This is a genomic window from Oceanobacillus jeddahensis, assembly GCF_000750635.1.
GTDB classification, from domain to species: Bacteria; Bacillota; Bacilli; order Bacillales; family Amphibacillaceae; genus Oceanobacillus; species Oceanobacillus jeddahense.
Window position 1 is genome coordinate 200,620 of sequence record NZ_CCDM010000006.1, and the last position, 24,628, is coordinate 225,247.

Below are 24,628 nucleotides of genomic sequence, written 5' to 3' on the forward strand. Positions count from 1 at the left end.
GATGTCTTGATGTCAGAGCAACTGTTAAGCATAAAAGATCTAGAAGTGCAGTTTAAATCAGGTTCGATTGTCACAACAGCTGTCAATGGAGTTAGTTTTGACTTAAATGAAAATGAAAGCATAGGAATTGTTGGCGAATCTGGATCAGGAAAAAGTGTGACAGCTACTTCTATTTTACGACTGATTCCTAATCCTCCTGGAAAAATAACAGGTGGAGAGATTTATTTTAAAGGAAAAGATTTACTGAAGTATTCTAATAGTCAAATGAGAGATATACGAGGAAATGATATATCAATGATATTTCAAGATCCTTCTACAAGTTTAAATCCAGTTTTTACAGTGGGTAATCAAATTATTGAATCGATTAAAACACATCAAAAAATCTCAAAAAGAGAAGCAAAGAAAAAAGCGATTGAAATGTTGGAATTAGTTGGTATTCCAGCTCCGGAAAAACGAATTAATATGTATCCACATGAATTTTCTGGAGGAATGCGGCAAAGGGTTATGATTGCTATTGCGTTATCTTGTGATCCTACATTATTGATTGCCGATGAACCAACAACCGCATTAGATGTAACGGTACAAGCACAAATTTTAAAATTAATGAAAGACTTACAGCAAAAACTTCATATGTCTGTAATTATGATTACACATGATCTAGGAGTTGTTTGGGAAACCTGCGATAAAATGATTGTGATGTATGCTGGAAGAGTAGTAGAGTCTGGTACGGTCGAAGAAGTATACCAAGATCCGTTACATCCCTATACTTGGGGATTGCTAGATTCTCAAATCACAGAATCTACAGATAGTTATGCACCTCTTTCAGCAGTCCCTGGCAGTCCACCAGATCTTAGCTATGAGGTTAAAGGCTGTCCATTTGCAGATCGTTGTCCATATGCGCAAGCGGTTTGCCGAGAAAAAACTCCTGAATTATTAGAACCTACAAATGGTCATGCTGTAGCATGTCATTTTCAAACAGCCAACCACAAGCTTGAGAGACAGGAGGATGTATATATAGATGGAAACACTATTAGAAGTTAAAGACTTAAAAAAACATTTTCCAGTATCCAATAAAGTACCGTTTAAGAAGTCGAAGCAAAGTGTGAAAGCAGTTGATGGAGTTAACTTTAATGTGTACCAAGGAGAGACATTAGGTGTAGTAGGAGAGTCAGGCTGCGGGAAATCAACGGTGGCAAGGTTAATTAATCAATTAATCAAACCAACGGATGGCGTTGTAAATTTTAACAATGAAAACCTTATAAATATGAATGCTGCTGTTTTAAGAGAAACACGTAAAAAAATTCAAATGGTATTTCAGGATCCTTATGCGTCATTAGACCCACGTGTGAAGATTGGGGAATTAATTGCAGAACCAATGGTTATCCATGGAATTGGAGATGCAAAAAGTAGACAAAAGCGGGTAGCAGAGCTGCTAGAAACAGTAGGTCTTAATAAACGCTATGCAGATCGTTACCCCCATGAATTTTCTGGAGGACAGCGCCAGCGTATTAACATCGCAAGGGCATTAACTCTAAATCCAGAACTGGTTATTTGTGATGAACCGGTTTCGGCTTTGGACGTATCCGTACAGGCACAAGTGATTAACTTGTTGAAAGCTTTACAAAAAGAATTTCAATTAACATATATCTTTATTTCTCATGATCTCAACGTTGTAAGGTATATGTGTGACCGAATTGCCGTAATGTATTTAGGTAAGATCGTGGAAGTGGGAACATTTGAGGAGATCTATTCCCAACCACAGCATCCATATACAAAAGCTTTGTTCTCAGCTATTCCCAAAGAGAGTCCATTTGAAACGAAAGAACAAATTATTTTAAAGGGATCTGTACCTAGCCCATTAAATCCACCATCAGGATGCAGTTTTCATGAAAGATGTCCCGTTGCAATGGAGATTTGTAAACAGAAGGAACCCAATATAATAACACAAGAAAATAAACATCAAGCATCATGCCACTTAGTAAATTAAATAGGAGGAACAAATATGTCTTTAAAATACGTGATGGAAATATATGAGTTAATGGATGATATCCAAGTAACAGGAGAAAAAGTAAAGCAATACCTTGAAAAAATTAGTTCGAATGGCGACATTGAAGTGCATACAATTGAGGGAGAAAAAGGAAAAACGGATTTTATCAGCGTCAAGATACCTGGAAAATCAGGAGCTTTCTCAGGCGGGGAAGCTCCAACACTTGGTATCATTGGACGTCTAGGTGGAATAGGTGCTCGACCAGAAATGATTGGTTTTGTTTCCGATGGAGATGGGGCATTAGCAAGTATGTCCATAGCTGCAAAATTACTGGATATGAGTAATAAGGGAGATCAGCTGGATGGAGATGTTATTTTGACGACCCATATTTGTCCAGACGCTCCTACACAACCTCATGATCCTGTTCCGTTTATGGGATCCCCGGTAGGAATTCAGACAATGAATCAGTATGAGGTTACCGAAGAAATGGATGGAATCCTTTCTATAGATACAACGAAAGGGAATCAAATTATTAATCATCGAGGATTTGCGATTACGCCAACCATCAAAGAAGGGTATATTTTAAAGGTAAGTGATGACTTACTACATATTTATACGCAATCAGTTGGTAAACTACCTGTTACAATGCCTGTTACTACACAAGATATTACGCCTTATGGAAATAATGTGTATCATATTAATAGTATTCTGCAACCAGCTGTATCTACGGATAAGCCTGTTGTAGGTGTAGCAATTACTACGGAAACAGCAGTGGCTGGATGTGGTACAGGAGCAAGTCGTGTAGTGGAAATTGAAGAGGTTGTACGCTACTGTATTGAAGTAGCTAAATTCTACGGACAATCGAAATGTAATTTCTATGATGAAAAAGAGTTTCAACATTTAGAAACATTATATGGAAAAATGACACAGCTTCAGACATTGGGAGAAGAAAAGGAGGTAACTAGCAAATGACTGACAAACAAGCGTTAAAAGATCGGCTAATTAAAGAAATAGATGACCGTCAGGATGAGCTTATTGAGTTATGTAGTCAATTAATTAAAATTCCAAGTGAAAACCCTCCAGGTGATTCTACAGAAATTACTACATTTATTGATGAATATCTAAAAGATGCTGGAGCAGAAACAGCGTGGTATGAATCTGCTGATAAAATGTTTAATTTAGTATCAACCATTGGGGAAAAAAAAGAGGGTAAGCATTTAATTTATTGTGGCCATTCAGACGTTGTTCCTGCCGGTGATCTGGATAAATGGGACTTTGACCCAAATTCAGGTGCAGTGGAGGATGGTTGGCTGCTAGGACGTGGAGCTAGTGATATGAAAGCAGGGTTAGGCGGCCTTATTTATACCTTTGCACTTCTCAAAAAAATGAATATTGATCTACCTGGACAATTGACGTTAGCGGTAGTTCCTGATGAAGAAACTGGTGGAGAATATGGTGTGCCTTGGCTTTTAGAAAACAAAATTATCCATGGAGATGGTAGTTTAATTGCAGAGCCTTCATCCAGATATAATCCCACGATTGGTCAGAAAGGATCTTATTGGTTTAAGTTAAAAGTATTCGGCGAGCCAGGCCATGGCAGTCTCTCTCCTTTAGCTGGTAACAATGCGATTACTAATATGGTAGATGCTATTCATGAAGTTCGGAAATTATGGGATGTAGATATTAAGATTCCTGAAGAAGTGCAGTCATTAATCGATAAATCCAAAAGGTATATGAGAGAGGTTGAAAAAGATAGAGAACCCTTTCAAGAAGTATTGAATCGTGTTACAGTAAATATTGGAAAGATACAAGGTGGAACAAAAGCAAATATTATACCGGAAAGCTGTGAAGTAGAGGTAGATTGTAGGCTTCCATTCGGAATAGAGCAAGAGGAAGTAACTGCATTTTTAAAGGAAAAATTAGATGCTTTAGGAATGGAGTACGAAATCACTCGTTTTGGTTTTAAAAGTAATGCCAACCATACTTCTGCAGAAGATCCAGTATGTAGAGCAATAATAGATAATATTTCGTATGTAACTGACCATGAAGCATATGGCGTCATGCAATGGGCAAGTAGTGATGCAAGAGTATTTAGAAGTCACCAAATTCCTGTTTTGCAATATGGACCTGCTTATCTTCCTAGTATTCACGGATACAATGAAAAAGTAAAAGTAGAAGATATTATCCGCTGTTGTAAAGTGTATGCAGCGGCGGTTATCGATTACTTACATGAGTAAATAACTGATCGCAGGTTAACTGGTTGCTGCTTCATACGAGTAGCTCTGCAGTGAGAGAGCGACTCCCGATGAATGAAGATTTGTTTTAAGATGGTGCATGTATTGTTTTTAAGATATATGCACCATTTATTTCGGAAAGGAGGTTTTATTATTCATGTTAAAGACGCTTACGGTATCTCTAGAGGTTCTCAGGATGTTTACAAAGGAAAAACCAACTTGGGGAGGAAGGGAGTTAGCCACCAAATTAAATGAAAATCACACAAAAATATACCGGATATTAGAAACATTTGAGAAACACAAATTTCTTTATAAGGATCCAGAAACCAAAAAGTATTCGCTCGGTATAGCTGTGTGGGAGATGGGAAACAATTTAACGGAAAACTTACATATTGATAGTCTTATTCATCCTATATTAGAAAATCTTAGTGAAGTCACAAAGGAATCTGTTTTTTTGACGATTTTAGATGGAGATGAAGGGTTGACTCTCGATGCGATAGAAGCAAGAACAACGGTAAGATTTTCAGTGTCTATTGGCAGTCGCACGCCTTTATATGCAGGAGCTTCTTATCGTGCAATTTTAGCAAATATGCCTGAAGAGTTTATCGAACAGTACTTGCAAAGAGATCTTAAAAAGTATACGGATAAAACTATGACAGATCAAGAAACATTGAAAAAAGAATTATACCGTATCCAACAGAATGGATTTGCTGTTAGTGAAGGAGAATATACAGAGGACGTAGTAGCGGTCGCGATACCTGTATTCAGCAGTCAAAAAATAGTTGGTTCCTTAACAGTTTCGGGACCAAAATACAGAATCAATGACGAAGATATTAATCATTTTGTACAGGAGCTTCGCAAGGCAAAAAAAGAATTACAAAATGTTTTTGAAAAGTATGGATTTCATTTTGGCGTATCATGAAAAATAGTTATATATACGATGATTTATAAAAAAATAAATTGCTATTGTTCAATTATTTATTTTAGTTATTCATAGGTCAGATGAATGACGGACACAAGTATGTAAGTATCGTGTCCGTCATATTTGCTTTGTAGAAAACTTTTACAGTATATGAAGATAGAGTGAACACTGTAAAGAACGTCTTCCATATAATATGAATGTCGATTATTCGATTCTTGGCTAAAAATCTTCTTAATGGACAGAATAAAAAGAAATCAAGCAGGAGGGATTTGGATGCAGGAAAATAAAGATGATGAATTTACAGTTGCAGGAACAAATATTGAAGCTGTTAAAGAGGCAAACAAAAACTCCGGTATGTCCTATAATGAAGTCAAGGAGTTTTTAGCTAAAAGTACAGAAGAGCATGGAACTTCAAGATCCGGTGATACCGATATTCAAAATGGAAGTACACAGGATCAGCCTTCTCAGAAAAAAGGCAAATGAAAGGATACAGCATCTACTTTTGAGTAGGTGCTTTTCTTTATTATATAAAACGAAACTTCATTCAGTGGGAGTTTTCGCCCCAATGTTGTCAGGTTAATCGACCGCTACGGAAAAACACTACGCTTTCCGTGGGCTTGAGCTCAGCCTGATATGAACAAAACTGTCAAGTCCCCGCTCAAAATTGGGTAGAAAACTGGTTTTTTTCCATCTTTAATAAAGAAAATGACTATCCATTTTCTTCCATACACTTTATTGACACCTTGCTTATCAAGAAAATAATTGCTATTTCTTTTGCACACAAAGGTGTTCAGTAAAGTGCACAGCACGAAAGCAAAAAATGTTTTCTCATCGATTAGCATTCTGACATACGTGGATTATCACATTAAATTATTCCGGTACGAGGGGCTGTCCGCTCACTCCTCTCGTGGATTCACTTCCGTAGAAGCTGCCACATTGCTGAGTCGTGAATCACCCTCATCGGATTCATCTTTTTTGCTTCCGCGCTCTACATTCTACCATGTGGTTTCCTTGAATGATTATCTACATCTCGGCATCTTTTTTTGTAAAACGAAATGGTACCTTCCATCATTTAATTGGGTAGTCCAGGTGATTTTATACGGAGTGGCGGGCATGATAACATATATGTGTGAGCCAACATCATTAGATATTGGCTTCTTGGCTCATGAATCGTGCCCGCAGAGGCTCCGTGTCAAATCACCTGCAAATATCTCCCTCTTTACTTCCACATTTATAATTATCATTATTCTTTACGAAACCAGCTCCATTTCCTCCATTTCTATATGCCTCGCTATATCCCATATAAATCCTACCAATTCTCTCGCAACGGCGGCAGTAACTTTTGGATGCGGTTTTCCTTTGTGCATCAGTCTATGGTATTTTTGATGTAGCCTTTTTTGTGCTTTCCATGCAATTGCTTGAATCTCCTTGGGCTGCCCTTCATTTCTTTGTTTCAAAGAACCTTTTAATGCTGGCTGATAGCGATAACTCCAAGCAGCCTCTATTAACAACCTGCGAACCAAGGTATTTCCTGTTCTCGTAATCTCTCCTTTGGACTGTTTTGGTCCACTAGAAGATTCACTTGGTACCAGTCCTAAATAGGACATCAATTGTTGCGGATTATGAAATCGGGAAAAGCACATGATTTCGGAAGCCACACTGACTGCCGTTATTGTATCTACACCACGCAAACATTTTAATGCTTTAATCAGAGAGTTGCGCATACTGTTTTCCTCGATTTCTTTCATTAGCTCTTCATATCGTTTAACGCGTTCTCTGCATACATGCAATGCATGTAATTCTTCCTGGAAAACGGTTTGTGTTAACGATTGGGAGAATTTCACTCCTTCCAGCCATTCCATATATTTTGACTTCCATTTTGTCCCTACTTTTTCTTTCGGATGAAGATCGTATCTTAGTAATAGGGCAGATATACGTGCTTTGACTCGTTTTTCTTCTTTTTTAGCGTCATCTCTTGCCCGCACTAAGTCCCTATAGGATTCATCTTCGTCCGTTGGAATATAAATAGAAGTCAGTTCTCCAGCTCGGTGAAGCTGTGCTAAACGAATCGCATCACGCTTATCCGTTTTTATCTTATCTCGAGCATTAGTCGGAATATGAGTAGGTGCGATAACATCACATTGAACTCCTAATAGAAGTAACCATCGGTAGAGTGTATATCCAGTAGCACCAGCTTCATAACAAGCTTGTAGATTGGATGGATCTCCTAATTTTTTTATAATCTTTCTTAAACTCTCCATCGTATTTGGAAACATTCCTAAATAACGAGGTTTCTCTCTTCCGCTATCTGCCACAGCTACAGCAATTTTTTCCTTGGATACGTCTAAACCTACATATTTTGTGTTATAATCCATGGTAATGGCTCCTTTCGTATTATAGCTCTGTTTTAGTATTTCTCTAACTCAATTATACTAAAATAATCTACGTCGCTACGATACGGGGCCAGTTTTGTTCATAATAACTCCTCGAAAAAAGAAGTTCGTTTTTTTCTGCGGGGTCTTCCCACTGGGACTGCGATTACTCGCCCCACCGAAGACATTTGCGCTTTCCCACAGGAGTCTACGCGTTTTTCCTCCGCTAGATAGTTTTTTTGCCATCTATCTGTAACCAATATAATATTTAAAAAATTTATTAACCTGACAACATTGGTTTTCGCCCTTCTCCCACTGAATTAGCCTTAGTGATTCAGGGAGGTAGCGCCCGTTATCTCCCGCCTAAATAAATTTATTTTCGCTCTTTATTTTGAGGCGGGAGTTTTACGGGCGGTTCTCCGTGATAAATGTTAGAATACTTTCAGTAGGTTTTGTACTTAGTTTCCATTAATATTTAAAGTTTTCAAAATGAGAAAATCCACTTCTTGAGATATATGAGTCGTTGGATGAAATAGAATAGATACAGAAATAATAGCAATTTCTTTATATTCATCTTTCTCATAGTTTTTAATCATTTTGTTTCGTTCATGTTTTATATTTTCACAAAAGGGAAAAGTTTTATTAACTTAAATTCAAAATACGCATCCCTCAAGATTAATATAGTATCAACCAACCTTAAATATGAGATGGATGTATGAAAAATGACAAAATAATAGGGTTTTTTATCACGGGAAATTATTTGTCAATTTTTCTTCCAGGGTTAATGAAAAGGTGGTAAATAATTCCCGTTATGTATTTAGAATTTATTATTTTTTGCGAAAGATGTTATGATTATTTTACGCTAACTTGAACAAGGAGGAAACATCATGACAAAAACAATTGATAAAAATGCCTCATTACGAAATGATGTTAATATGCTTGGAAATATATTAGGAGAAGTATTGATATCACATGGAGGGAAAGAGCTATTTGATCAAGTTGAGTCAATTCGAGAAAAAACGAAAAGTATCCGAAGTGCGTTCGATAAAGATACATACGATACCTTAAAAAGGGAAATAAGCAACTTAAAGCCACCTTTACGTCAGCAAGTAATCCGTGCTTTTTCTATCTACTTTCATTTAATTAATATTGCAGAACAAAACCACCGTATTAGACGTAAACGTCAGTATTTATTAGATGAGAAAGCTAGTCAATCCTTTTCTATTGAAAAAGCGGTCACTAAAGTGAAAGAAGGCAACCTTACAAATGATACGATTCAAGGAGTTCTTAATAATTTGTCCATTGAATTGATTATGACAGCACACCCAACAGAGGCAACGAAGCGGACAGTGTTAGAAATACAGAAACGAATATCGGCACATCTGCGTAATTTGGACAACCCAATGACCACACAAAGAGAAAGAACAGATATAGAGGAAAGTTTGTTTAATGAGGTAACTGCTTTATGGCACACCAATGAACTACGTCAAAGAAAGCCTGGAGTATTGGATGAAGTAAAAAATGGACTCTATTATTTTGATCAGACGTTATTTGAAACATTGCCTGATATCTTTCAAGAGTTGGAAACACAATTACAGGAACAAATACCTGGAGAGAACTGGCAGGTGCCAAACTTCATCCGTTTCGGTTCTTGGATTGGAGGAGATCGGGATGGTAACCCAAACGTAACACCAGAGATTACTTGGAAGACATTGGAAATGCAACGGGATTTGATTTTGAAGAAATACGATGCTTCCATTGTTGAATTAATGAAACGATTCAGTCAATCGAGTGAACGTATATCTATTAATCAACAATTTATTGATAGAATGGAAGAAGAGGAGAACAGGTATTTAAATAACAAAGAAAAATGGCCCATTAAATCGGAAGTATATCGACGCAAATTTGCAGTCATTTTAAAACGTTTGCGTGAAACAGGAAAAGCTTCTCAAGGTTACGACGATGCAGAAGAACTAGTTAATGACCTTAAAGAAATTAGGGAAAGTGCAGAAGCGCATTTGCCTAAAACGAAAAAGTTAAAAGCTATTCGAAAGGTGATCCGACAGGTTGAGTTGTTTGGTTTTCACTTAGCTACACTGGATATAAGAAATCATAGTGGAGAACATGAAACGGCTATTCATGAGATTTTATCAGCTGCACATGTTGCAGACGATTATGCTGCGCTTTCGGAGGAAGATAGGCTGAAAGTATTGTGTGACGTTTTAAATGATCCTAGACCTCTGTTGCTTTTCGATGGTGGTTATTCGAAAGAGACACAAAATATTTTAAAAGTCTTTCGAACAATCAAAAAAGCTCATGAGGAGTTTGGCAAACGGGCGATCGAAGTCTATTTAATTAGTATGACACAATCATCAAGTGATCTTTTAGAGGTCTTAGTACTTGCTAAAGAAACAGGAATTTATCGTCTGTATCCAGATGGAACCGTAGAAAGTGACCTCGATGTTGCACCATTACTGGAAACAATCGATGATTTAATAGCAGGACCAAAAATTATGAAAACATTATTTGAAATGGGAGTATACCATAAGCAATTGAAAGCACGCGGAGAACAGCAGGAAATTATGCTGGGTTATTCGGATGGAAGTAAGGATGGCGGAACATTAAGTGCCAACTGGAAGCTGTTTAAAGCTCAGGAAGAAATCCATAATATGGCGAGGGAGTACGATATACGTTTGAAGTTTTTCCATGGTCGTGGCGGATCACTGGGCCGCGGTGGCGGTTCGTTAAATACCAGCATTCGCTCTCAGCCAACAGAGACGTTGGGAGATGGTGTGAAAATTACAGAACAGGGGGAAGTGCTTTCCTCGAGATACCTGCTTGAAGATATTGCCTATCGAAATTTAGAGCAGGCGGCTTCAGCTTTAGTCACTGGTTGTGCCATGGCTGCTAACACATCGGAACAAATGGAATTACGTAAAAAAGAATGGGAAACGGCAATGGAATCTATTTCCCAAAAATCCTTAAAAAAATATCAGTCATTGGTGTTTGGCGATCCGGACTTTCTATCGTTTTTTAACCAGGCAACGCCATTAACGGAATTAGGTGCTTTAAATATTGGGTCACGTCCTATGAGTAGAAAGAACAGTCAGCAATTTGAAGACTTACGAGCGATTCCTTGGGTATTTGCATGGACACAATCGAGGTATATGTTACCTGCCTGGTATGCTGCGGGAACAGGTCTGCAATCTTTCATTGAGGAGGATGATCGACATTTAGAAATCTTACAAACGATGTATAAAGAATGGCCATTCTTCCAATCAACAATCAACAATTTGCAAATGGCACTAATGAAAGCTGATATGAAAACAGCCGAGGAATATTTGGAATTAGTGGAAGACCCTGATGTGGCAAACCGAATATATGGAGATATTATGGATGAATATAAGCGGACTCAAGAGACACTGCTACAAATCTCTGGTAATGAAGAGCTGCTTAGTCATTCTCCGAATATTCAAGAGTCTGTTCATCTCCGCAATCCATATGTGGACCCACTCAATTTTCTACAAGTGGATTTAATCCATCAATTAAGAGAAACAGAAAATCCTCCTGAAGATTTGGTAACCGAGGTATTACTGACCATCAATGGAGTAGCAGCTGGGCTAGTGAATACAGGCTGATTAAAGAAGGAAGTAACCTCTGAACAATAAAATGAGTTATTTTAAAAGGGCCCTAGAGAGTAGATGCGTGAAAACTACTTTATAGGGCCTTTTTTCTTGTATGTTTAAGCAATCTTTTTACATGCTTCTGCGCACTTAAAGCAAGCGTCAGCACATTTCTGACAATGTTCATGTTCATGCTTTTTACATTCATTTCCGCATGCTTCACAAATGGCAGCACAAACGGAAGCTAATTCTGCTGCAAAAGGAGTATCTCTGCATAGAGCTTGTGCCAAGTAAGAACAAATTTCTGCACATTCCCGATCTAAACGGATACATTCCGTCATCATTTGTACATGTTCCTCTTTCAGACATGCATCGTAGCAATGATTACATGCTACGATGCAATCTTGCAATGCGTCAATAAGTTGCTGATGTTGTTTATGTGACATTTCAAAACCTCCGTAATGTATAATTTTATCTTTTCCGTTATAACATTCCCCATGAAGGTAAATATTAATCTTTTCCTACTTTTGTTTTCAAAAATATAATTAACCTGAAATACATAATGGTTTTAGATAATGGCTAAAAAACTCCAATAGTTTATCATAGAGAACCGCCTGTAAAACTCCCAATGAATAAAGTTTGGTTTTATGCCAGTTGGAAATAGAATTAGAAGATGTTTATTAAAACACCAGTTATATATAAGACAAATTGTTCATATAAATAATTATACCATTACAATTTTACGTAATAGCAATGTATGAGAGAAGCTAACGGAATAGTTAAACATTGTTTTATTTTCAATAGTAGATAATGACCTTAATTTACAGAATTTTGGGAATTTATTGTTTGGATAGTAGCTATTTTTCTAACATCATCTTGAAAGGAGGAATTCAAAAAATATATAGAGCATTTGTGATTGTAAAATAAGGGGGGAGTCACATGACAGAGAATAAGGAGAACCAACAGAAGAATGTAAGTGAAAATCAAGAAGAAATAGATCTATCCAAACGTCATTTTATTAAGACCGCTGGAATGACAACTGGTGGAATTGTTGGTGGTGTTCTTCTAGGGAGTTTTATAAGTAAACCTTTTAAAACGGAAAAATATGAGCCAACTTCCAAAGATGAGCATAGTCACCATGGTTCAGGCAGCAATAATACTTTTACAGAAGCCATGCAATTTTTTACGAGAAGTGAAGACTTAATGACGCTGGCTGCAGCAACAGAAATTATTTTTCCAGAGGATGAGAATGGTCCAGGTGCAATTGGTTTAGGTGTACCTTATTATATTGATAAACAATTAGCCTCTCCATGGGGGAAAAATACAGATGATTATAGGAAACGGCCATTTCGTGCTGGTGAATCTCCTTTAAACCGCGGAGATATCATGCTTTCTGGTTTACGTAAATTAAATGAAGTGAGCCAAGATGCCCACGATGATATTTTTGATAGTTTAGAGGAAAGTGCCCAGATTGAAATTTTACAAAGTTTTGAGGCGGGAGAAGTAGAAATGAATCTGGTTTCTTCAGCCAGCTTTTTTGCTTTATTAAGACAACTGACGCTGGAAGGTTGTTATGCAGACCCATTATATGGCGGCAATAAAGATATGGAAGGCTGGAGAATGAAGGAGTTTCCTGGAGCATATATGTCCTACACGGATGTCGTAGAAGCAGAAGAGTTTGTCAAAAAAGAACCGATGAGTTTAAGCGACCATATGTAGGAACAGAAAAAGGGGGATATTATGGCGAAAAAATTAGATAAAGTAGATGTAGTAACAGTAGGTGTAGGATGGATGGGAGGAATTGTTGCGGCAGAGCTTACAAAAGCCGGTTATCAAGTTGTAGGTTTGGATAAAGGAAAAGAAAAAGATATTAAAGACTATCTTCATACTCATGATGAAGTACGGTACCCGGTAAGAGGAGAAGGGTATGAAAAGTTGACGAATGAATCCTATACAGTGAGAAATACGCTTGATGAAGATGCGCGCCCAATTAGAGATAAATCGACCGCAGTAATTGGTGAAGGGATTGGTGGTGGAGGAAGTCACTGGGGGGCACAAACACATCGATATTACCCATATGATTTTGAGATTTTGTCCAAAACAATTGAAAAATATGGGGACGATAAAATTCCGGAAAAGATGACTTTACAAGACTGGGGGATTACGTACGACGAATTGGAGCCATATTATGATAAGTTTGAAAAAATGGCAGGTATTTCAGGAGAGGCCGATCCAAATTATCCGGAACGTTCGGATGATTATCCGACGCCACCATTAAAAAAGAATCGTCAGATGCGTATTTTTGAAGAGGCTACCACAAAAATGGGATATAAACCGTTTATGATTCCTACAGGTACACTTTCAGAACAATATACAAATCCGGATGGAGAAACATTGAATGCTTGCCAATATTGCGGATTTTGTGGAAGTAATTATTGTGAGTACGGGGCGAAAGCGGATCCAGTTATGACGGTCATCCCAACAGCTCAAAAAACGGGAAAGTTTGACTTAAGGACACATGCGAGAGTAGTTCGAATATTGCACGAAAACGGAAAAGCCACGGGTGTTTTATACGAAGATACCAGAACGGGACAAGAGTTCGAACAACCTGCAGATTTAGTAGTATTAACAAGCTATGTATTTAATAATGTCAGACTGTTATTGTTATCTGAAATTGGTACACCATATAATCCAAAAAATGGAACAGGTGTAATCGGAAAAAATTTCACAGATCATCATGGGGTAACATCAACACACGCCTTGTTTGACCATGAAAAGTTTAATAATTATGTATCTACTGGCGCGTATGGTATGGCAATAACGGACTATACAGGGGATTTAATGGATCATCAAGATTTAGACTTTCTGCATGGCGGTCAAATTGAAGTGCGTATTACAGGAAATGCACCGGTAGAAAATAATCTGGTGCCAGAGGGCACGCCGCAATGGGGAAAAGAATTTAAAGAGAAATCGCTATTTTATGCAAACCGTTTTCTTATGATATTTAGCCAAAAGGCGACCCTTCCTTATCAAGGCTATTACCTTGATTTAGATCCGACCTATACGGACGCGAACGGAGATCCATTAATACGAATCACTTGGGATTATTCAGATAATGATCGAGCCATTCATACATTTATTCAGGAAAAACATATTGAGATTTTAGAAGAGATGGGAGCAACGCATATTTTATCCTATCCGATGCCAGAACATTTTGATGGAGTACTTGCTTTTCAGCATAATAGCGGCGGAGCAATTATGGGGGATGATTCGGAAATCTCGGCTGTAAATAATTATTCACAAATGTGGGATATGGATAATTTATTTGTTTGCGGTGCCAGTACTTTTCCGCATTTTAGCTGTACAAATCCAACCACGACAGCTGCTGCTTTAACCTATCGTGCAACAGAAGGAATGATTGATTTTCTGAAAAATGGGGGACAGCTGGTAGAAGCGAAAAATCAAAAGAAAAAGGTTTAATATAAAAAATCCATTAAGAGCTGGAGGAGATTTTTAATGGGATTAGCAAATATAGGAATTCCTGGATTAATTCTTATTGTTATTCTGGCATTGATCATTTTTGGACCGAAAAAACTACCGGAGATTGGTAAAGCAGCTGGGGAAACATTAAGAGAATTTAAGAGCACAGCGAATGATATTATGGACGATAAAACGGGAGAAGCAGACCCAAAAGATAAAAGTTAATCGCAAACCGAAACTCCAAAGACATTTAAGCTTTGGAGTTTCATTTTTGACAAACACTACATTTTTTAGAAGAAAATCTTGAAAATTAAAATCAGCTTAGTTTACTTTCACACCTTGCAGCCGTTTGCGGGCAGAATTATGTTGTGCTGCAATCGGAATGTGCTTTTTAGCATTTCCCATCCCGAATAATGGCATATTCCGATAGACAGATTCATAACTACCGGCTTTTATTTGGTAGGTTTCATGGTAGAAACCAACAGCATCGTTTTCTCCTACTTTTTTATTGAAATTCTGCCATGCCGTTAGATGTTTTTTTCCTTTTGCATAAGCGAGTAAATCTTCTGTGGAACGCCAATATTGAACCATAATAGTGGTACGCAAACCAAAATAGCTTTCCATGGAAAGAAATCCTAATTCCTCCTGATTTTCATACAATTCTTTAATCATATGAGGCATCGCCATAAAAACAGGTCCCCATTTTTGAACTGCAAATCTTTTATTGATTCGCATTCCAATAATAAAAACAACAACGTCCTGATCATTTTCTGTAGTGTATCTGCCAGTATAAATTTTTTTACCCATGAATGATTTCCCCCTTTAAAAGTTAGAGTTCTTTTATTGTTTCATCGCACCACGCAATAGCGGCCCCGGTTACACGTTTTCCATAATCCAAGGTGAAAAGCCAATATTTTGCATCATTATGATTATTGTTATAACAGGTAATGCCTTCTTCAATTCCTTCATACGTTTGATACAGGTCCTCTAACTTTTGCTTATAATCCTCTAAAAGGAAGAGACTTTGTTCCTCTGTTTGATGCCTGCCAAAAAACAGCTTCAGCAAAACTTCATTTCGTTCAATTGGTAATTGCTTTAACGGTTGTTCTAACCAATCTTTTAAAACTTCTTTTCCTTTCTCTGTCAGAAAGTATTCTTTGCGGTCTGGTTTTCCTTCCCGGGAAGCTGCCTGTATTGTAGCTAACTCTTCCTGCTCCAGTTTCTTTAATGTCGGGTAGATTTGGCCGTAGCTGATTTTCCAAAAGTGGTTAAGGCTATTATCAATAAATTGTTTAATCTCATAGCCTGAGCGGCAATTTGTAGTTAAAATGCCAAGAATGGCATAAGTCGTATCGTTGTATTTTTTCATCTATCTCACCTTATATCTTTTTGATATATATCGTTTAGATATATGATATATGAATGTATTTAGAAAGTAAAGAAGAGAGAGGAAATTAATTTATGAATTTCATATATTCCAGCTAATAGAGAGAAAAGCAAACCAGCAATAGAAAAAGTACCTAAACAGGATTTTCCATTGCTGGTTAATGAATAAATATTATTTTATTAAATGTTTATCACGGAGAACCTCCCGTAAAAACTCCCGCCACAAAATAAAGAGCGAAAATAAATTTATTTAGGCGGGAGATCAGGTGAGCTAACTCCCTGAATCACTTAGGCTAATTCAGTGGGAGAATGAAGGAAGCAGACTAAGTTCGCGACGTCCTGTCGCAACGTCTGTACTAGCACATCCTGTGCGTCGAAAAACTCCCACTGAATGAAGTTTCGTTTTATAACAAAACAGGTTACTTGATTTTAATAACAATTTTGCCTTTTGCTCTGCCTGATTCTGAATATTCCATTGCTTTTTGTGTATCTTCAAAAGGAATGATTTGATCGATTAATGGTTTGATTTTCTCTGCCTCGATAAGTTCTCTAATCTTATTTAATTGTTCGCCGCTAGGCTTCATAAATAAAAAGTTATATTGCACTTGATATTGCTTTTCCAATTTTGTTAATTTCCTTGAAATCAATCTGAAAGCGATCGTTTTCCAAAAAGGATAATTATTTTCTTTTCCGAAGCGGGCGTTAGGAACATCAGAAATCGATACAATTTTTCCACCGGGTTTCAAAATTTTAAAGGACTGGACTAAAGCATCGCCGCCTAAAGTGTCATATACATAATCATAATCCGCTAATTTCTCTTCAAAATTTTCTTCTCGATAATTTATGACTTTATCCGCACCTAATCTTTCTACTAAATCCTTCCCGGCATTGCTGGCTGTTGTTGCGACATAAGCTCCTATTTCTTTTGCAAGCTGGATTGCAAAGGTACCGATGCCTCCAGAGCCTGCTTGGATCAAGATTTTATCCTCTGGCTGAAGATTTAATATATCATGAAAGGCTTGAAAAGTGGTTAAGCCGACTAAAGGTACAGCCGCTGCTTCTTCAAATGTTAAATTTGCTGGTTTTAATGCAATATCATCTTCATGAACAGCAATATATTCCGCAAAGGTTCCGATTCTTGATTTTCTTGGTCTTCCGTAGACTGGATCACCAGCTTTGAATTTGGTTATATTTTTCCCAGCTTTGATAACCGTTCCGGAAAAATCATTTCCAAGAATCAATGGCATTTTATAGTTAATGAGCGGTCTTAATTTTCCATCTCTAATTTTAAAATCTACCGGATTAATACTGGCAGCGTGAATTTCTACTAATACATCATCATTAGATATGTCAGGGATAGAGACATTTTTCATTTCTATATTTTTTTGCCCATATTTATGAATAAGCACTGCTTTCATTTTTTTTTCCATATGAAAAATCTCCTTTTAAATTGTTTGGTTTAAATATTTAAACCTTTGAACTAATAATGTATAATAGATGAATTTTAAACAAAAGTCAACGAATCCATTTAAATGTAACAGCATATCAGATTCTAATTATGTGTAATGAGTCCGTGCTATTGACGTGTTTAAAATTAAATGGTTTAATAATTTGAACGATTGAACTATTCAAATGAAACGAGGATTTATATGAAAACCAATGAAATAGAAAATTTAAAAATTGAATTTGAAGAAGTAAAGGATTTTCTTATAGCTTTAGGGGATGAAAAACGGCAAATTATCATGATTGCTTTATTGAATGACCATGCTTGCAATGGGTGTAATGGGCTGCGAGTGATTGATTTAACGGAAGCAACAAATCTGTCACGACCAGCTGTTTCGCATCATTTAAAGATACTGAAACAAATTGGTCTCGTTGCTATCCGCCGGGAGGGGACAAAAAATTATTACTATCTCAGCAATGCAGTGCCAGAAATGAAAAAGCTGAGGGATTTGCTGGATAATGTTATGTCGACCATGGCAGAAGGGGAAGAGGAAGTGTAAAAATAATTTTTTGTGCTGACCAATTAGCCTGAATATGGGGAAGATATGAAGACAACAAGCTTATGGGAAATGCTGAGCAGCAGTAAAAGCTGGATATAAGGAGGACTATGTGAATTTAAAAGAGGGTCTGTTCTATTGACCCTCGCAGTCTTAAAGCGTACCGGTGAGTCTATGTTTTTATGAGTATGAAGAGGATGGTTTCCCAAATATGCAAGTACTGGCTAATTCTTTGAAGCTCGATGATATTCAAACAGATGATTAGATAGTTATTGGTTTGATTCGTTTATTAATATAACTCTCGTTAGATGCATACAGAAAAAGGAAAGCTGTTAGAATGCTGATGCTTATTTATTTTTTCTACTTCCATCATTATTTTTATTACATAATTTGCTCCCACATTTAAGCTGCTCCCATCCATTAAATAGAGATACTCTTCAAAACTGTCACCGCAAATACGATATCCTGTTTCGTTCAGATAACTTTTTATTTGTTCATATGTTTGATACGTATGCATATAACTTCCTTTATGGTAACCTATAACATATTTTCCGGCTTTTTTCTCAAATGTTTCTGTTAAATGAAGCTGGTTCTCACGCAAATAGAAATTGGAATAATTTAAGTAATCTCCCTCCTTTATTTGTTCTTGGCGAATAAGAGCACCCCAATTATCTACATTGATTTCACCTTGCTTCACATAATTCATAAACGATATAATCATTTTTGTGATCTCTTTATGAGATTGATTTAAAATATTTTCACTTAATACAATTTGTTTCGCTTCCATATCCTCAATAGTAAATCGATCAAGATCTAACTGTGATGCTTCTTCAATTTGTATTTTCTGATTTTTAATGAGGTGCTGGATGCGTTGCATTTTTCGGATTTTTTTATCCACCAGTTTTTCTTTTTCTGCTAATAAATCAGTAATTTTCTTCGTGTTTTTGGATTGTAAAAAATCTTTGATTTCTGCTAGCGACATTCCAATTTCTTTTAACATATCAATGATGCTATAAACCTCAGCTTGTTGAATCGTGTAATAGCGGTATCCATTTTCATTTTTGTATTCTGGTTCTAACAGACCGATCTCATCATAATGAAAAAGTGTCTGCTTTTTCACATCACATAAATCTGCAAATTCACCGGTTGTCATCAGTTTTTTGGAAGAGTTCATTTTATCACCAACTTTTTGCTTGAGTATACGGTAACCATATACTTTATATTGTACTATAGAAAATAAAAGATGTAATGTAAGAAAAAGAGAGGGAAAATGTTATGTTGAATTATTTAGGTTTAGCAGCTACTGCATGGTTTATTGGTTTCTTTCCAATGTTTGAAATATATATTGCGATTCCGGCTACAATGGTGATGGGATTGGACGCTGTTTCTTCAATTATCTGGTCCAGTTTCGGTAATTTCTTTCCTGTTCCTTTGATTGCCTTTTTCTATCAGCTTCTTGCAAAATCGAAACGTATAAAGAAGTGGCTGGATAAATTAGCAAACAGTAAGTATAAGTATCGTATTGAAAAGCAAGGACCATTAGTTGTTGTATTGCTCACACCAATGATTGGTTCCTGGGCTGTTGCCGTTATTGCCAATGGAATCGGAATGAGTAAGATAAGGCTATTCGTATCCGCCGGTGCAAGTATTCTGATATATGGGATTGTTATTGCGGTTTTAACACATTATGGTGTAGCGTTTGTAAGTTGAGTGATTCAGGAGTTAGCTCACCTGATCTCCCGCCTGAATAAATTAATTCAGGCGGGAGTTTTATCTTATTGACACAATCCTGCATATAAGCCAAAACAAATTATGCACTTTTGATACGAGTGCTTATAACACGATCTAACATTGTGTACTTCCTGACTTTCCGGTTTTTTTCTGGAAGTCCATTTTGCATTAGAGTTGTATTTATGTCTGCTTGTTTTTCTGCCAACTTATTTTTGGAATTTAACATAAAAAAAGGCCTCCATTCCGGAATGCCTTTAAAGTATATATGAAATTTTAAAACAGTACTTTTCTTTCTAATTTATCAACACGCCGTTCAAGATCTACCCATTTATTTAATTGGTATTCCTGCTCTTCTTTCATTTTACGATCATTATCCTTCGCAGTTGTCATATCCTCACGCAATGAGATAACCTCTTGATGCGTCAAATCTGTTTTTTCTTTTACTGCTGTTAAATCTATTTCAAATTTGTCAAAACGCTTATCCATCTGTTCGAAGCGTTTATCAACTTGTTCAAAACGCTTATCCATCTGTTCGAAGCGTTTATCAACTTGTTCAAAACGCTCATCCATCTGTTCGAAGCGCTCATCAACCTTTACAAACTGTGTATGAACTTCTTTTTCGAATCTGATTTGTCTAGTGTTTAATTCGCCGAGCAATTTCAATACTTCTTCTTCAAATTTCATTTCATCACTCTCCATTTTTATTTGTTCATTTAAATTGGATATACGATGTTCTTTTGAAAAATGCTATCTGTCAAGCTTGTTTTATTGCTATTATTTTAACACAGACAGCAAATACTCGTCACATGTCGAAAAATGGATTTTGAAGGATAAAATGTATGGATATTTCTTTCAATACACTGTGAAAAATAGAGAATTGCATGCACATGATCTCATCAATTTTAAAAAATATATAAAATTCGCTGATTGGAAATATATTAAGAAAAAATCTTAGCTAAAGCAAGAAACAGAGACCACAGTAAAATACCAGCAAGCGCAAAAATAAGAAAGATTTTTATCGCATCTCCAATAGATCCAACTGCAAACCAGCCACTGAATAGAAGAATAGGGTAGACTGTTACTAGCATGACGCCGAAATGTACAATCGATTGTTTTGTAAAACTCCAAGGCTTTATATTGTAAATCACACTTGCAGCAGCTACAAAGAATACAATGAACCCAGCGATCAAAGTGCTTTTAGCATCGGAATTTTTCCCTTGTACATACAGAATCGCAGCAATGCCTCCCATAATAAACAAGGAAATCCCACCTCTTATTAAAGCCTGTGTAAAAAGCATAGATGTAACCGCCCCTTTATTTTAAACCGTATTTTTAGAAATGTATCAGACCAGATTAAAATTTTAATGTAAATCATGTCAGTTATCGTAAATCTTCTCTTATTTTATATGTCACAGCCAGGAAAGAAAATACCACCAGGAAAATGATTGCTACACTGAATACATGAATAACATCTGCTGTATGATTAAAATCTTTGCTGCTGACAATTGTATTTACTAATAAATAAGAAGAAAAATTCGTATCGCTAACCAGTGCTTCTAGAGCGCTGAGAACCATGCCGATGATATTCAAACCTAAAATCATTCCGGTTACAATACTTGGAATTGCATTTTTGATAAGCATGGTGATATATAATAAAAGAACAGAAAAAGCCCAGTGGAGTACGAACTGTCCCAGCAGTAGTTTTGCAAAGTATCCTAAATCACCAATCGCGGCATTCTGAAAGAAAAGTGATCTTCCAATCAAATCTGCCATAATCATGGTGAAAAACATAAGCATTGTAAATATGCCAAGTATCACTATTTTAGAAATAACAGAATTTCTTCGTGCATTTTTTAAAGCGAAATAATTTTTATGAAAACCGGCATTATATTCACTTATATAAAAATATACAGTGAATACGGCTATATAGATTAAAATCCATGACGGCGTCTGAGAGAGGATCATTTGGATAAATTGACTTTCATTCATATTGCTGACAAGCAGTTCACCTTGTGTACCAGGTTGCTCATATTGTTTATGCATAAAGATACCGAATATTTGAAAAGCCATGAAGACCAGCAGTAACACATACATGGTTTTATTTGTGAAGAAGCGATTTACATCCATCTTAAGAAGATTCATCATGGGTTTCACCGCCATTTCCTGTTCGTGCTAAAAAATATTGTTCCAAGGTTTGTTTATGTTTTGAAATAGAATGGACATAGATATTATTTTCTGCTAGTTTCTTCGTGATTTGCTGACTTTGCACAGATGTATCATAGATATAGATCGTGTGATCGTTGATTACTTTGTATTGATCGATTTCTAAATGATTTTCCAGGACAAGAACTGCCATTTTCGGATCATCTACTTCTATTTCAATCCGGTCTTCGCATTGAAGAAGCAGTTCTTCTTTCGATATATGTTCAATAATCTTTCCCTGATGGAGGATGGCATATTTGGTGGCAACTTTGGAGAGTTCCTCAAGAATATGGCTGGAAATGATGATAGTAATCCCCGTTTTATTTAAATCCAAAATTAACTTTCTCATTTCAGAAATACCCTGTGGGTCTAATCCATTGATAGGCTCATCTAGTATCAAAACATCAGGACTCCCAACGAGTGCTATTGCAATTCCGAGTCTTTGTTTCATTCCCATGGAATAGTTTTTCACTTTGGTTTTATTTGTTTTATCCAACCCTACCAGTTCTAATAATTCGTGGATTTGTTGCTGACGATTTTTAATCCCGTAGGAAATGGCAATCAATTCAAGATTTTTGTAGGCGGAATAATGAGGGTAGACTCCTGTATTTTCAATTAATAGGCCCATTCGTTCAAAATAGGCATGGTTTCCTTGTACTGCATTATTAAATAGATGAATGTCACCTGAGGAAGGATAAATCAATCCTCCAATCATCTTCAACAAAGTGGATTTCCCAGATCCATTTGGACCGATCAACCCAAAGATTTCTCCTTTTCTGATTTTAAAATCAACGTTGTTTACCGCCGTTTTCCATTTGAATTGTTTGGTCAACTGTTTTACTTCAATAATTTCACATGACATCGTGCGCGCCTCCCTTATTCATAAAGGTACAAAAGAAAAGCTAAAATAACGTCAAGAAAAGGTTAAGAAAGTTCAAAGAACACTTATTTGCTTAATTTGAAGCCAATGCCCCACACCGTATCAATGTATTTTTCATGATCCAATTGTTTTATTTTATTACGGATGTTACTGATATGGACTGTAATGGTTTTGTCCTCTCCCATGTATAGATCGTCCCACGCCAGCTCGTATATGTCCTGTCTTGAGAATACACGTGTCGGGTTTTTTAATAAGAGCTCAATGATTTTATATTCCTGCCTTGTCAAATTTAATTCAGAATGATGAAGCTTTACACTCATGGTATTACTGTCTAAACTTAAATTTTTATGCTTATACACTTTTGGAAAACTGCTTGTAGACTTTCTTTTGATATGGACATAAATTCTGGCAAGCAGTTCTTCCACTTCAAAAGGCTTCGTGACATAATCATCGGCGCCTAAATCAAATAAATGTAATTTATGATCCAGCTTTTCTTTGGCAGATAATACAATGACAGGGGTATCACAGCTTAAGTTTGTTCTCAATTCATGCATAAATTCCTCCCCCGATAAACCTGGGAGCATTAGATCCAATATAATCAGATCATAGACTTGCTGGCTCACGTTCATTTTTCCTTCACTTCCGGAAAAACTTTGTGTGCAGAGGAAATTTTCTTTTTGAAGAACGTCGGCTATAATATGGTTGATATGTACATCGTCCTCAATAATAAGAATATGACGTTGTTCCATTTCCTGATTCATAGATTTCCTCCTTTTGATTTTTTGGGAAATAAAATGCTAATCCAAAATTGATTTTCTTTTAGTTCAGCATGGACCTCACCATTCATTTTTTCTACTAGCGATTTAACAATAGATAATCCCAGTCCAGAAGTAGATTTGCTTCGGGAAACATCTTCTTTATAAAAACGGGTGAAAATTTGATTGAAATTGACGAGTTCACTTTCTTTCAGCGAATTAATGAAGTGCAGTTGAGCTTCCAGTGGATTATCTTCATAGCGAATCGTTAATGTACCTTCCCCATGCAGAAAGTAATTTTTAATAATGTTTTCATAAATTCTTTCCAATGCATTTTCATTCCCCAGTATATAAACAGGGGATTCTGGTAGGTTTAAATCTGGTTCTATACCGCTTTGAGCAAAATCATCCATAAAAAAGAAAAGACGTCTGTTTAAAAGATTAATGATATCTACCTGATTAAGCTGTAAATGATAATCTGGATTTTCCAATTTGGTATACAAGAATAGTTCATCCACAAGGGTAATAATTTGTTTGATTCTAGTCTGCGCCATCGTGACATAATGTGTTTTTTCTTCTTTCTTTTCGGAACGCTTGGCCAGCTGCAGGTAACCGTCAAGTGAAGTGAGCGGAGTGCGGATATCATGGGACAAATTGACAATTGTCTCATTGATTTCTTCGCTTTTCTTAACGAATTTCTGGTTTTGCTTTCTTTGATTACGAAGAAGGCTATTGCAAACATCAATTAATTGATATATTTCTTTCGGCTTAATCTGTGTGTGAATAAATTTAAAAGAATCATGTTTTGAAATAAAAGCCAATTGCGTTCCAATATCTTTTATCTGACTCTTATAGTATATCAGGTAAATGGTTTGAATTATCAAAGCTAGGGAAATCAATAGGATGGCAATGAGCATTGCTTCACTTCCTTTCTATGAACACCAATTTATGAGAGCTTTATCTTTCATTAGTAAATATACAATAAGCCTAGCTTTATTATAAAATAATTGGTAAAATAAAAACAATTCAAAGAAAGGAAGTGTTCTATTGTTTACA

Annotated in this window: 24 protein-coding genes; 12 read left to right on the plus strand and 12 right to left on the minus strand. The window is 36.3% G+C overall.

What is annotated here, in order from left to right; all coding sequences use genetic code 11:
* The first annotated feature begins 9 nt into the window (after positions 1-9).
* The 6 genes from BN986_RS21790 to BN986_RS21815 all read left to right on the plus strand — a co-directional run bounded on the left by BN986_RS21790 (position 10) and on the right by BN986_RS21815 (position 5,626).
* Positions 10-1,041 carry an ABC transporter ATP-binding protein gene (locus tag BN986_RS21790; RefSeq protein ID WP_040984151.1) on the plus strand — a complete coding sequence of 344 codons (1,032 nt, stop codon included), beginning with the start codon at positions 10-12 and terminating at the stop codon, positions 1,039-1,041.
* The gene (locus tag BN986_RS21795) at positions 1,019-1,987 is read left to right on the plus strand and encodes an ABC transporter ATP-binding protein (protein WP_040984153.1); all 969 of its coding nucleotides are present in this window, start codon (positions 1,019-1,021) and stop codon (positions 1,985-1,987) included. Before BN986_RS21790 ends, BN986_RS21795 begins: the two co-directional genes overlap by 23 nt.
* 15 nt (positions 1,988-2,002) lie before the next feature.
* Complete coding sequence (locus BN986_RS21800; RefSeq protein WP_040984155.1) at positions 2,003-2,959, plus strand: DUF1177 domain-containing protein; 957 nt, start codon at positions 2,003-2,005, stop codon at positions 2,957-2,959.
* On the plus strand, positions 2,956-4,224 hold the full coding sequence (locus BN986_RS21805; protein ID WP_040984158.1) for a M20 family metallopeptidase: 1,269 nt from the start codon (positions 2,956-2,958) through the stop codon (positions 4,222-4,224). Before BN986_RS21800 ends, BN986_RS21805 begins: the two co-directional genes overlap by 4 nt.
* Before the next feature lie 154 nt (positions 4,225-4,378).
* Positions 4,379-5,143, plus strand: coding sequence for an IclR family transcriptional regulator (locus BN986_RS21810; protein WP_040984159.1), 765 nt, complete (start codon positions 4,379-4,381; stop codon positions 5,141-5,143).
* A gap of 273 nt (positions 5,144-5,416) precedes the next feature.
* Positions 5,417-5,626, plus strand: a complete 210-nt coding sequence (locus BN986_RS21815) for a hypothetical protein (protein ID WP_040984161.1) — start codon at positions 5,417-5,419, stop codon at positions 5,624-5,626.
* Positions 5,627-6,393: 767 nt separating this feature from the next.
* Here BN986_RS21815 and BN986_RS21820 read toward each other — a convergent pair.
* A complete protein-coding gene (locus BN986_RS21820; RefSeq protein ID WP_040983304.1) occupies positions 6,394-7,518 on the minus strand; it encodes an IS110 family RNA-guided transposase in 1,125 nt (374 codons plus the stop codon).
* An 884-nt stretch (positions 7,519-8,402) separates the two neighbouring features.
* Between BN986_RS21820 and ppc the strand changes: the two genes are divergently transcribed.
* Positions 8,403-11,153 (plus strand): phosphoenolpyruvate carboxylase, encoded by a 2,751-nt coding sequence (gene ppc / locus BN986_RS21825; protein WP_040984163.1) that lies wholly within the window; start codon positions 8,403-8,405, stop codon positions 11,151-11,153.
* Between the two features lie 104 nt (positions 11,154-11,257).
* Here the strand turns inward: ppc and BN986_RS21830 are convergent, their stop codons facing one another.
* A complete protein-coding gene (locus tag BN986_RS21830) occupies positions 11,258-11,584 on the minus strand; it encodes a four-helix bundle copper-binding protein (RefSeq protein ID WP_040984165.1) in 327 nt (108 codons plus the stop codon).
* A gap of 493 nt (positions 11,585-12,077) precedes the next feature.
* On the opposite strand from BN986_RS21830, the gene BN986_RS21835 reads away from it, so the two are divergent.
* The 3 genes from BN986_RS21835 to tatA are packed head-to-tail and all read left to right on the plus strand — an operon-like array spanning position 12,078 to position 14,843.
* Positions 12,078-12,857: a gluconate 2-dehydrogenase subunit 3 family protein gene (locus tag BN986_RS21835; protein ID WP_040984167.1), complete on the plus strand. Its 780-nt coding sequence runs from the start codon at positions 12,078-12,080 to the stop codon at positions 12,855-12,857.
* 21 nt (positions 12,858-12,878) lie between these two features.
* Positions 12,879-14,618, plus strand: a complete 1,740-nt coding sequence (locus tag BN986_RS21840; RefSeq protein ID WP_040984169.1) for a GMC family oxidoreductase — start codon at positions 12,879-12,881, stop codon at positions 14,616-14,618.
* Positions 14,619-14,654: 36 nt separating this feature from the next.
* On the plus strand, positions 14,655-14,843 hold the full coding sequence (gene tatA, locus BN986_RS21845) for a twin-arginine translocase TatA/TatE family subunit (RefSeq protein WP_040984170.1): 189 nt from the start codon (positions 14,655-14,657) through the stop codon (positions 14,841-14,843).
* A gap of 96 nt (positions 14,844-14,939) precedes the next feature.
* Here the strand turns inward: tatA and BN986_RS21850 are convergent, their stop codons facing one another.
* The 3 genes from BN986_RS21850 to BN986_RS21860 all read right to left on the minus strand — a co-directional run bounded on the left by BN986_RS21850 (position 14,940) and on the right by BN986_RS21860 (position 17,422).
* Positions 14,940-15,425 carry a DUF4188 domain-containing protein gene (locus BN986_RS21850; protein WP_040984172.1) on the minus strand — a complete coding sequence of 162 codons (486 nt, stop codon included), beginning with the start codon at positions 15,423-15,425 and terminating at the stop codon, positions 14,940-14,942.
* Between the two features lie 22 nt (positions 15,426-15,447).
* Positions 15,448-15,987, minus strand: a complete 540-nt coding sequence (locus BN986_RS21855; protein ID WP_040984174.1) for a PadR family transcriptional regulator — start codon at positions 15,985-15,987, stop codon at positions 15,448-15,450.
* 436 nt (positions 15,988-16,423) lie between these two features.
* On the minus strand, positions 16,424-17,422 hold the full coding sequence (locus BN986_RS21860) for an NADP-dependent oxidoreductase (protein WP_040984529.1): 999 nt from the start codon (positions 17,420-17,422) through the stop codon (positions 16,424-16,426).
* A gap of 231 nt (positions 17,423-17,653) precedes the next feature.
* Between BN986_RS21860 and BN986_RS21865 the strand changes: the two genes are divergently transcribed.
* Complete coding sequence (locus BN986_RS21865; protein WP_040984177.1) at positions 17,654-18,007, plus strand: ArsR/SmtB family transcription factor; 354 nt, start codon at positions 17,654-17,656, stop codon at positions 18,005-18,007.
* Positions 18,008-18,308: 301 nt separating this feature from the next.
* Here the strand turns inward: BN986_RS21865 and BN986_RS21870 are convergent, their stop codons facing one another.
* Positions 18,309-19,178 (minus strand): MerR family transcriptional regulator, encoded by an 870-nt coding sequence (locus BN986_RS21870; RefSeq protein WP_040984179.1) that lies wholly within the window; start codon positions 19,176-19,178, stop codon positions 18,309-18,311.
* Between the two features lie 101 nt (positions 19,179-19,279).
* On the opposite strand from BN986_RS21870, the gene BN986_RS21875 reads away from it, so the two are divergent.
* Entirely contained in the window at positions 19,280-19,714 is a 435-nt protein-coding gene (locus BN986_RS21875) for a small multi-drug export protein (protein WP_040984181.1), read from the plus strand.
* A 294-nt stretch (positions 19,715-20,008) separates the two neighbouring features.
* On the opposite strand, the gene BN986_RS25910 is transcribed toward BN986_RS21875, so the two are convergent.
* From BN986_RS25910 to BN986_RS21905, 6 genes are all read right to left on the minus strand, one after another.
* The gene (locus tag BN986_RS25910) at positions 20,009-20,419 is read right to left on the minus strand and encodes a hypothetical protein (RefSeq protein ID WP_052401054.1); all 411 of its coding nucleotides are present in this window, start codon (positions 20,417-20,419) and stop codon (positions 20,009-20,011) included.
* Positions 20,420-20,673: 254 nt separating this feature from the next.
* Positions 20,674-20,985 carry a DUF3021 family protein gene (locus BN986_RS21885; protein WP_052401095.1) on the minus strand — a complete coding sequence of 104 codons (312 nt, stop codon included), beginning with the start codon at positions 20,983-20,985 and terminating at the stop codon, positions 20,674-20,676.
* Between the two features lie 130 nt (positions 20,986-21,115).
* The gene (locus tag BN986_RS21890) at positions 21,116-21,880 is read right to left on the minus strand and encodes an ABC-2 family transporter permease (protein WP_040984185.1); all 765 of its coding nucleotides are present in this window, start codon (positions 21,878-21,880) and stop codon (positions 21,116-21,118) included.
* Positions 21,864-22,799 (minus strand): ABC transporter ATP-binding protein, encoded by a 936-nt coding sequence (locus tag BN986_RS21895; RefSeq protein ID WP_040984187.1) that lies wholly within the window; start codon positions 22,797-22,799, stop codon positions 21,864-21,866. Before BN986_RS21895 ends, BN986_RS21890 begins: the two co-directional genes overlap by 17 nt.
* 83 nt (positions 22,800-22,882) lie before the next feature.
* Entirely contained in the window at positions 22,883-23,578 is a 696-nt protein-coding gene (locus BN986_RS21900; RefSeq protein ID WP_244445067.1) for a response regulator transcription factor, read from the minus strand.
* On the minus strand, positions 23,575-24,489 hold the full coding sequence (locus BN986_RS21905) for a sensor histidine kinase (protein WP_040984188.1): 915 nt from the start codon (positions 24,487-24,489) through the stop codon (positions 23,575-23,577). Before BN986_RS21905 ends, BN986_RS21900 begins: the two co-directional genes overlap by 4 nt.
* Between the last annotated feature and the right edge of the window lie 139 nt (positions 24,490-24,628).